At 39.3% G+C, this 8,623-nt stretch carries 6 protein-coding genes and 1 rRNA gene; 5 read left to right on the forward strand and 2 right to left on the reverse strand.

Annotated elements, in window-relative coordinates; genetic code table 11:
• Positions 1 to 568: 568 nt before the first annotated feature.
• The 5 genes from NE848_RS14880 (at position 569) to NE848_RS14900 (ending at position 7,612) form a co-directional block, all read left to right on the forward strand.
• On the forward strand, positions 569 to 2,797 hold the full coding sequence (locus NE848_RS14880) for an NADP-dependent isocitrate dehydrogenase (protein WP_252115063.1): 2,229 nt from the start codon (positions 569 to 571) through the stop codon (positions 2,795 to 2,797).
• Between the two features lie 140 nt (positions 2,798 to 2,937).
• Positions 2,938 to 4,164: a multidrug effflux MFS transporter gene (locus NE848_RS14885; RefSeq protein ID WP_252115065.1), complete on the forward strand. Its 1,227-nt coding sequence runs from the start codon at positions 2,938 to 2,940 to the stop codon at positions 4,162 to 4,164.
• A gap of 30 nt (positions 4,165 to 4,194) precedes the next feature.
• Positions 4,195 to 6,579, forward strand: a complete 2,385-nt coding sequence (locus tag NE848_RS14890; RefSeq protein ID WP_252115067.1) for a TonB-dependent receptor — start codon at positions 4,195 to 4,197, stop codon at positions 6,577 to 6,579.
• A complete protein-coding gene (locus tag NE848_RS14895; RefSeq protein WP_252115076.1) occupies positions 6,580 to 7,389 on the forward strand; it encodes a DUF4249 domain-containing protein in 810 nt (269 codons plus the stop codon).
• Between the two features lies 1 nt (position 7,390).
• A complete protein-coding gene (locus tag NE848_RS14900; protein WP_252115078.1) occupies positions 7,391 to 7,612 on the forward strand; it encodes a DUF6095 family protein in 222 nt (73 codons plus the stop codon).
• 3 nt (positions 7,613 to 7,615) lie between these two features.
• Here the strand turns inward: NE848_RS14900 and NE848_RS14905 are convergent, their stop codons facing one another.
• Together NE848_RS14905 and rrf are read right to left on the reverse strand one after the other, a co-directional pair.
• Positions 7,616 to 8,125, reverse strand: coding sequence for a hypothetical protein (locus tag NE848_RS14905; RefSeq protein WP_252115080.1), 510 nt, complete (start codon positions 8,123 to 8,125; stop codon positions 7,616 to 7,618).
• 168 nt (positions 8,126 to 8,293) lie between these two features.
• Positions 8,294 to 8,404: ribosomal RNA gene (gene rrf, locus NE848_RS14910) — 5S ribosomal RNA — on the reverse strand.
• Between the last annotated feature and the right edge of the window lie 219 nt (positions 8,405 to 8,623).

Raw genomic sequence — 8,623 nt, forward strand, 5'->3', positions numbered from 1 at the left:
TAATACAAAAGCTCCACATTGTGTGGGGCTTTTTTTATGCATGAATTTGGACTCTTCAAATTGGGAATTCTCTAAAAACTTAAACGTTAAATTTCTGATCTTACCGCACAGTTTTTATTATATTTATAGTTCGGAATTCAGCAAGTAGAGAATGACAAAAGGATTTCTGGATCGAGCTATTTTCGCGTAAAGCAAGTTCTTTACATACGGTTTTTATCTTCTATATAACACCACATATTTTGCAATGCCAAAATCAGTTTGAAAGATAAAAGCCCACTTTGGTTCTTTTTTAATTCCTTTAAAATTGAATCATATGAAGCAGTACACACCAGAGAGTTTTCATTACTTTCTATCATCAGAGTGATAACGTACTGTTTCAGTAGAAGCCATTTCATTTTAGCCTTTAAAATGAAATGGCTTTTTTATTGGTTAATTTATAATTTCTTAACAGGTTAGAGTCCTTTTAACCTAGGATAAAAGCCCTAAAAACTGTATATTGCGGCGGTGATAACGCGCCCTGGTAATTCCGGGGCTTTCTTTAAATATATTGCAACCAAAATCATAAAAAATGTCACAAAAAGAAAAAATTATCTATACTAAGACCGATGAGGCTCCAATGCTGGCCACATTTTCATTCCTTCCAATCATTGAAGCTTTTACCAAAGCTGCTGGCGTTAGCCTTGAAACACGTGATATTTCCTTAGCTGGTAGAATCCTTTCCCAGTTTCCAGATTATCTTAACGATGATCAAAAGTTTTCAGACGATCTTGCTGAACTGGGAGAACTGGCAAAAAAACCAGAGGCCAACATTATAAAACTTCCTAATATTAGTGCTTCTATTCCTCAGCTAAAAAATGCCATTGCCGAACTCCAGGCTAAAGGATATACTCTACCCAATTATCCTGATGAGCCTGCAAATGATAAAGAAAAAGAAATTAAAGCCCGCTACGATAAAGTAAAAGGAAGTGCGGTAAACCCTGTTCTTAGAGAAGGAAACTCTGACAGGAGGGCTCCTAAAGCCGTTAAGAATTTTGCGAAAAAGAACCCACACCCAATGGGAGAATGGAGTTCTGATTCCAAAACTCATGTGGCAACAATGAGCAGTGGAGATTTCAGATCTAATGAAAAATCTGTTACCCTGGAGAATGAAGATAGTTTCAAAATTGAATTCACTTCAGATAGCGGAGAAAAAAAGACACTAAAGGATAACCTGAAAGTATTAAAAGGCGAAGTGGTTGATGCGAGCGTGATGAGCAAAAAGGCCTTACTTTCATTCCTTCGTGAGCAGGTTAAGGACGCCAAAGAAAAAGACGTTCTTTTCTCTCTTCATATGAAAGCGACCATGATGAAAGTTTCAGATCCTATCATCTTTGGTCATGCCGTAAGAGTATTCTTCGAAGATGTTTTCGAAAAATATGGGGAAGAGCTTGAAAAAGCCGGAGCTGATGCAAACAGCGGACTGGGAGATGTACTTAAGGCCATAGAAAGCCTTCCAGCAGATAAAAAGGACGAGATCAAGTCAGCCATCTCAAAAGACCTTAAAGATGGGCCAGATATCGCGATGGTTAATTCAGACGAAGGCATCACCAACCTTCATGTACCAAGTGACATTATTATAGATGCCTCAATGCCTGCGATGATCAGGACTTCTGGTCAGATGTGGAATGCTGAAGGGAAAACCCAGGATACTAAAGCTGTAATTCCAGATAGTAGTTATGCCGGACTATACCAGGCTACTATCGACTTCTGTAAGGAACATGGTGCTTTTGATCCTACCACGATGGGAACTGTTCCAAACGTTGGTCTTATGGCACAAAAAGCTGAAGAGTATGGTTCTCATGATAAAACCTTTGAAATTCCTGGAAATGGGGTAGTAAAGGTTATCAACTCTAATGGAGACACCGTAATAGAGCATAAAGTAGAACAAGGAGATATCTGGAGAATGTGTCAGGTTAAAGACGCGCCCATCCAGGACTGGATCAAACTTGCGATCTCAAGAGCAAAAGCTACAGGGATGCCGGCAGTATTCTGGCTTGACCAGAACAGGGCTCACGATGCTGAGTTGATCAAAAAGGTGAACAAATACCTCCCTGACCATGATACTGAAGGTTTGGAGATCAAGATCATGGCTCCTACCGAGGCTACCAAATACACCCTTGAACGTGTTAAAGCTGGTAAAGACACCATCTCTGTAACAGGAAATGTACTTAGAGATTATCTTACCGACCTTTTCCCGATTCTTGAATTAGGTACCAGTGCGAAAATGCTTTCTATTGTTCCGTTGATGAATGGTGGAGGACTATTTGAAACCGGCGCTGGTGGATCTGCTCCAAAGCACGTACAGCAATTCCTTAAAGAGGGTCACTTAAGATGGGATTCACTTGGAGAATTCCTTGCTTTAGCGGTTTCTCTGGAACATCTTGGAAATAAATACGGCAACGAAAAGGCCCTTACCCTTTCGGAGTCTCTTGATGAAGCAACAGAGAGATTTCTGAACGAAGGAAGATCACCATCAAGGGTTGTTAACGAGCTTGATAACCGAGGCAGCCATTTCTATCTTGCGTTGTACTGGGCTGAGGCTCTTGCCAAGCAAAAACGTAATACAGACCTGAACATCTACTTTGGAAGGATTGCCAAAATGATGGAAGACAACCAGGAAAAGATACTTCAGGATCTACTGGATGCCCAGGGCTCACCTGTAGACATTGGAGGCTATTACTTCCCAGATGAAGAGCTTACAAAAAAAGCGATGAGACCAAGTGAAAACTTCAATGGTATATTAAATACATCCGCTTAATATTATTAATATATAATAGTAGAAAGGCCCCGCTTAGTGCGGGGCCTTTTTTTACTATAAACTCAATCGAAATAGTTTAATCTTTCGTTAAACATTCTGCTAAATTAGAACATAATATTCTGTTTGATGAAATTTGCACAATGAACCGAATTACCGGAGAGAGAAATAAAAAACAGGAATACATCATACTACTGGTCCTGGGAACTCTTATCGCTCTGGGACCTTTTTCCATTGATGCCTACCTACCCGGGTTTTCAAACATTGCCGAAGAATTTAATACCTCAATAAGTGAGATAGGCCTGACACTTACCAGTTACTTCATTGGTATCTCAATAGGTCAGCTCGCTTACGGGCCTATAATGGACAAATTTGGAAGAAAAAAACCACTACTTATAGGCCTGGGAATTTACTTTCTATCTGCTATCAGCTGCATGTATTCGCCTAATCTGGGATGGCTGATCGTTTCCCGGTTCTTTCTTGCAATTGGCGCGGCAGCAGGCATGGTTGCCGCTAAAGCTGTAGTTAGAGACATATTTCCGGTTCACGAGGTTGCAGGAGCCATTTCAGTATTAATGCTTATTATGGGTGGAGCCCCGATAATTGCTCCTACCGTTGGAAGTTTTATTATAGATGCTTTTGGCTGGGAAATGATATTTCTTTTTCTGGCTTCTTTTTGTCTAATAATGATCATTAGTGTGAGCAGGTTTTTACCAGAAAGCATCGTACCCGATAAAATGGTTGACCTAAAACCAAAGCAGGTGGCCATTAAATATTTCGGGATTCTCACTCATCCAAAATTCTGGAGTTTCGCTTTCGCCGGAAGTTTCGCTATAGGTGCCATGTTTGCCTATATCTCTGATGCACCAAAACTTTTCATGGGAAATTTTGGACTCAGTCAGAAGGAATTCGGTCTCCTATTTGGCCTTAATGCCGGCGGATTGATCCTGGGAAGCCAGATAAACAGGCTTTTTCTGCGAAAATTCAGTGCGCTGCAGATCACCCTTTTCAATAGCGTGGTCTTATTAATATTATCGAGTCTTTTCCTTATAAATTCTATTTTTGAATTTGGATTCATCCCCACAGCGGTGCTGATATTTCTAATGCTCTTTCTATTGGGATTTCAGAATCCTAATACCACTGCCTTATCACTGGAGCCTTTTGAGAAAAAAGCCGGAAGGGCCTCTGCCCTCATTGGTAGTTTAAAGATGATCCTGGGCGCTTTTACTTCATTTCTTATAAGCCTTTTTCATACCAATAGCTCTGTTCCCCTGGCCATCATTTTACTTTCGTGTCTTTTTGTAAGCTTTGCCCTACTCTTCCGTTTTTCTCAAAAAGAAAGACGAAGCCCAGAGCTTACTGAAGCCTAAACTTTTTTATTACGTTACTTAATTCTATTTTTGAGTAAAAAATTGAAAATCCGCTTTTTAGTTTTCCTTCTACTTTTAAGCCTGCCTGGCACTATTACGGCCCAGGAGTTATTCACCCTTAATGGGATGATTACCGATGCTTCCAGCAATGAGACTCTCATCGGGGTTAATCTGATTATTCCTGAAGCAGGAACAGGAGTAGTTACCAACGATTATGGTTACTACTCTATCAAACTTCCCAAAGGCGACTATGTGATCGAAATATCATATATAGGATATCAAAGCATACGAAGATCCATCACCCTGGATGCAGATAAAAAAATGGATTTTCAACTGAATCAGTCATCTGAAGATCTTGAAGAAGTGGTTATAACCAGTGAAAATCCAGGCTTGAATATCAGAAAACCTGAAATGAGCGTAAACCGCCTTTCAATCAACACCATCCAGAGAATGCCGGTAGTATTCGGTGAGGTAGATGTGGTAAAATCACTTCTTTTACTTCCTGGGGTCTCCAATGCAGGGGAAGGCTCCTCCGGTTTCAATGTTCGTGGGGGTACTGTAGATCAGAATCTTATCCTACTGGACGAAGCCACCATTTTCAATTCTTCACATTTATTCGGACTTTTTTCAGTGTTCAATCCTGATGCTATCAAAGACCTGAAACTCTATAAAGGTGGAATCCCCGCTGAATATGGCGGAAGGGTTTCCTCTGTTCTTGATATTTACCAGCGCGACGGAAACAGCAAGGAATTTAAAATGCAGGGAGGTATTGGAGCAATTTCCAGCAGGTTGCTAGCGGAAGGCCCCATAGTTAAAGATAAAGGCTCATTCCTTATAGGCGGAAGAAGCTCCTACGCCCATCTGTTCCTAAAACTTACCGATAATAGCAATTCGGCTTATTTCTATGATCTAAATACAAAGCTCAGTTACAAGTTGAATAGTAGCAATAAACTTTTGCTTTCGGGATATTTTGGTCGGGATGTGTTCAGGATAAGTCAGAACTTTGACAACACTTATGGCAATGCGGTGCTTAACCTGAGATGGAATCATATCTTTTCAGATAATATTTTCACCAATCTTTCAGCGATCTACAGTGATTATTATTACGGTCTGACTCTGAATTTTGTTGGCTTTAACTGGGACAGCGGCATAAAGAACATGAACCTCAAATACGATTTCAATCATTATATCAATGATCATCTCCAGTTGAAATACGGGATTCAGAATACTTATTATGAGTTTAATCCCGGTGAGATAGAACCCATTGATGAAGATTCTGGGATTAATTATTTCAAATTGACCAATAAATATGCTTTTGAGAATGCTTTTTATATTTCGGCGGAACATGATCTAAGCAAAAAATTTTCCGCAGAATACGGGTTGAGACTAAGTAATTTTTTCAGGCTGGGTCAAAAAGAACTCAATGTTTATACAAATGATAATCCTGTTGAATATGATGAAGAAAGAGGCATTTACAGGGAATCTGAAATTCTCGACACCCAAAGTTATTCAAGAAGTGATATTCTAAAATCATTTACTAAACTTGAACCCAGGATCGCCCTGGCTTATACGTTCGACGAAAAGCAGTCGTTTAAAGCAAGTTATAACAGGATGACCCAGTATTTGCATCTTATCTCCAACACCAGTTCTCCTACCCCGCTTGATGTCTGGACTCCCAGTGGGCCGTTCATTGAGCCGCAAATCCTGGATCAATATGCTATTGGTTATTTTAGAAATTTTCAGGAGAGCACCTATTCACTGGAACTGGAGACTTTTTATAAACAAATAGATAACAGGATAGATTATATAAACGGTGCTAATCTTATTGCTAATAATGCCATTGAAAGAGTGGTTCTTAATGGGGAATCCAGGGCTTATGGGTTGGAAATTCTATTTCGCAAGAATACCGGTAAACTTACGGGATGGCTGGGGTATACTCTTTCCAGGTCTGAACAACGCACACCGGGAAGAACCGAATTAGAACCGGGGATCAATAATGGGAACTGGTATTTTTCAAATTATGATAAAACCCATGACGTAAGTCTTACAGGAAGTTACGAGCTAAGCGAAAAGTGGCAGTTCAACGCTAATTTCATATATCAAACTGGACTGGCCACTACCTTTCCTAATGGTCAATATGAATATGAAGGTGTAACTATTCCTGTGTATGGTGAAAGGAATGGCGACCGACTACCGGCTTACCATCGTCTCGATATATCGGCCACTTTTGAACCTAAAAAGAATAGAGACAAAAAGTTTAAGTCATACTGGAACTTTGGAATCTATAATGTTTATAACAGGAAAAACGCATATTCAATCAGTTTTAGAGAAAATGAAGACACCGATAAAAACGAAGCAGTGAGATTATCGCTATTCGGAATAATTCCTTCAATTACTTATAACTTTAAATTTTAGATGAAAATATTCATAAAATACATCAGTTTATTCGCTGTCTTTTTCTTGATTTCCTGTGAGGACGTTGTGAATATCGATCTTGAAGAAAACGATCCGAGACTGGTAATTGAGGCTTCTATTATTTGGGAAAAAGGTACTGTGGGAACAAATCAAAGGATTCTGATCTCAGAAACATCTGGATTTTATGAAGAAGAAAGAAAGGGAGTTGAGGATGCCCAGGTGAAGATCATTTCAGAAAATGGAGATATTTTCAATTTTGCGCATTCCGAGGAAGGCATTTATTCAAACACTGTATTCCGGCCAGAATTAAACATGAGATATGATCTTGAAGTTACTTACGAAAATGAAATATATACGGCCTCAGAAACCCTGATTCCTGTAACAGATATCGACTATGTTGAACAAACAGAGTCCGGAGGATTTTCGGGCGAAGATATCGAGATCAAGGCTTATTATACCGATCCTGCAGATGAAGAGAACTATTATTTGTTTGAATTTAGCAATGAAAGTATCAATCTGGAATTCTATGAAGATGAATTTACAAATGGCAACCAGATCTTTGGGTATTATTCCACCGAAGATATAGAGCCTGGTGATCTTATTGAGATCGAGTTGCAGGGTATTTCTAAAGACTATTATGAATATCTTTTTATCTTGCGGTCACAAATTGGTTCAAATGAGGGCGGCCCTTTTGAAACCATGCCGGCAACAGTAAAAGGAAATATCATCAATCAAACTAACCGGGATAATTATCCTTTTGGGTATTTCAGATTATCCGAGATGGATTATACTAATTATACAGTTGAATAAAATGAAACATACCAACAAAAAAGTACTTTCCAGGGGTATTAAATACCTGGCCGGAGCATTACCACTGGCAATGATAGGACCTTCCATACTCTTTAGTGCATTCAACAATCAGGATAAACATCTGTATCTTGCTGTTCTCATTTTAGGGATTGCAGCTTCAGCCGCAGCAGTTTTCCTCATGTTTAAAGGTATACTTACTGTTGTGAAATCTATGTTCGATTAGTGCTTAGTTTGTACTTAATCTGAACCTTCCATCGGTGATATGCCGAATACTATTATCCTCAAAATTCTGTCCGGCAAAACTGAACAGGCCTTCTATGATCTTCCCGTCATCTCCAGTAATTTCCACATAGTTCTTTTCCACTTCATTGGGCCCGGGATGATTACAGAACCAGTTCCCATATGGCGAAGCACTTTCATATTCTATAATATTAGGAAGCATAGGGTTATCTCCTATCATATATAGATTCTTACCTGCGTATTGAGGAATTATAAACCTCAGGCTTTGGCCATCGGCAGAGATTGCTTCTACTTTTAATTTTGAAATTCCTGCAGCTCCTATAATTCGTGTTGCTGTTAAAGTAGATGTTTTAGAATTCATATTGTAATCTACCCCATCTATTTTTACGCTCATATAGATCTCATTAGATAGATCCTGGTTATCATCGTCAGAACAACCTATAAAAAGAAATAAGATTAAGAGACAACTTAAGGTGGTTTTGGTAAAGTAACTCATGACACATGTTTTTTGATTGATAAGTGATGAAGTTACTTCAAAAAAGAAAGTATCGCTATGGGGAAAATTCCCCTAATTATTTGATTATCAGATATGTAATAAATATTGGATAGTTTAGATCTTCCCAAAAAAAAAACCCCTTCAGGATAACTGAAGGGGTTTTCAAGAAGAAGGCGGCGACCTACTCTCCCACAATGATAGCAGTACCATCGGCGCTAACGGGCTTAACTTCTCTGTTCGGAATGGGAAGAGGTGAGCCCCGTTGCTATAGCCACCTTAAATTTTTAGTATGCAGTATCCAGTCTCAGTGCGCAGTGCTATTACTGCCTACTGGTACTGCCAACTGCCTACTCTAATATTGTTGACATATTTGAAGAAACAAAAATTAGAGAAAAGCAATACACTAAATAAGCATTTGGCGACCCTGGAGTTTTGCAGCCCCAGGGCCATCGCGCATCAAGCTTTACGGAGTATTAGTACTACTCGGCTGTGACATTG

This window comes from Gramella jeungdoensis (assembly GCF_023805255.1).
In the GTDB taxonomy this organism is placed as follows: domain Bacteria; phylum Bacteroidota; class Bacteroidia; order Flavobacteriales; family Flavobacteriaceae; genus Christiangramia; species Christiangramia jeungdoensis.

What these genes read in the sequence shown, in the direction of transcription:
- NE848_RS14880 (WP_252115063.1), top strand. Translation starts at nt 569, where the DNA reads ATGTCACAAAAAGAAAAAATTATCTATACTAAGACCGATGAGGCTCCA.
- NE848_RS14885 (WP_252115065.1), top strand. Translation starts at nt 2,938, where the DNA reads ATGAACCGAATTACCGGAGAGAGAAATAAAAAACAGGAATACATCATA.
- NE848_RS14895 (WP_252115076.1), top strand. Translation starts at nt 6,580, where the DNA reads ATGAAAATATTCATAAAATACATCAGTTTATTCGCTGTCTTTTTCTTG.
- NE848_RS14900 (WP_252115078.1), top strand. Translation starts at nt 7,391, where the DNA reads ATGAAACATACCAACAAAAAAGTACTTTCCAGGGGTATTAAATACCTG.
- NE848_RS14905 (WP_252115080.1), bottom strand. Translation starts at nt 8,125, where the DNA reads ATGAGTTACTTTACCAAAACCACCTTAAGTTGTCTCTTAATCTTATTT.